Annotated in this window: 2 protein-coding genes; both read right to left on the bottom strand. The window is 69.6% G+C overall.

What is annotated here, in order from left to right:
- Positions 1-526 (bottom strand): carboxyl transferase domain-containing protein (locus HX774_RS16315; protein ID WP_304488864.1); only part of this gene is annotated, 526 nt, incomplete at its 3' end.
- A gap of 10 nt (positions 527-536) precedes the next feature.
- Positions 537-1,143: tryptophan synthase subunit alpha (locus HX774_RS16310; RefSeq protein ID WP_178828501.1), on the bottom strand; the 607-nt coding region annotated here is incomplete at its 5' end.

The raw sequence follows: 1,143 nt of genomic DNA, 5'->3' as shown, positions 1-1,143 counted from the left end.
CGCCGCCGGCGGCGGTGAAGCAGACGAAGGGCACGCCGCGTTTCACGGCTTCACGGGCGGCGGCGATGAAGGCCTCGCCCGCCGCCATGCCCAGCGACCCGCCCATGAAGGTGAAGTCCTGCACGATGACGACTGCGGCCACGCCGTCGATCTTGCCGAACCCGATGGCCATGGTGTCCTTTCGGCCTGCCGCCTTGCGCGCGGCGTTGAGGCGCTCGCGATAGGGCTTGCCGTCCGAGAACTTCAGCGGGTCTTCCGGCACGTCCGGGGTGTCGATGCTCTCGAACTTGCCCTCGTCGAAGGTGGCCTTCAGACGGGTCGGGGCGTTGATCCGCATATGGCGGCCCGACGGCGTGACCCAGAGGGCCGCCTCCAGGTCCGTGCGGAACAGCATCTCGCCGCTGTCCGGGTCCTTGACCCACAGATTGTCGGGCGTGTCGCGCCGGCTGACGATCTTGCGGACGCCGGGAGCGAAGCGGGACAGCCAGCCGCCGCGCGGTTTGTTCTCGAGATTCTTATCGGGCATGGGCGCGCCTTTAAACGGTTTCCCCAAGGAAAGCACTAAGGGGCGAAGCACGAGTTCTGGCGGTTTTCACCGCATCGGCCAACGCCTTGACCTTGGCCAGAACGCGAGGGACGGCGGGTTCGTTCGCTGCGAGAGCCGCAGCGACCTCATCGACGAAGACCGAGCCGGCCACCACCGCATCGGCCACGCGGGCGATCTCGGCGGCGCGCTCGGGCGTCCTGACGCCAAAGCCGACGGCGACCGGCAGGCCAGTCGCCTTGCGCACGCGCTCGACGGCGGGGGCGACGTCAGCCGCCACAGCCTCCTTGACCCCGGTCACGCCGGCGACCGAGACGTAATAGACAAAGCCCGAGGTGCCGCGCGCGATGACCTGCAGCCGCTCGTCGTCCGAGGTCGGCGTGGCCAGCCGGATCAGCGACACGCCCTGCGCGTCCAGCGCCGCCGCCANNGCGTCGCGGGCGAAGGCCTCGTATCCGTAGCTTTCGACCGGGTTCAGATAGCCCATCAGGATGACCGGCGTGGCGTCGTCGCCCTTGCGGAAGTCAGCCACCAGATCCAGCGTGCCGCGCAGGGTCATCCCCGCCGCCAGCCCGCGCAGGGCCGCGCGCTGGATCGGC

This window comes from Brevundimonas sp. P7753, assembly GCF_013386595.1.
GTDB classification, from domain to species: domain Bacteria; phylum Pseudomonadota; class Alphaproteobacteria; order Caulobacterales; family Caulobacteraceae; genus Brevundimonas; species Brevundimonas bullata.
Note: the sequence above shows the minus strand (reverse complement) of the source record. Positions and strands in the feature narration are given on the sequence as shown.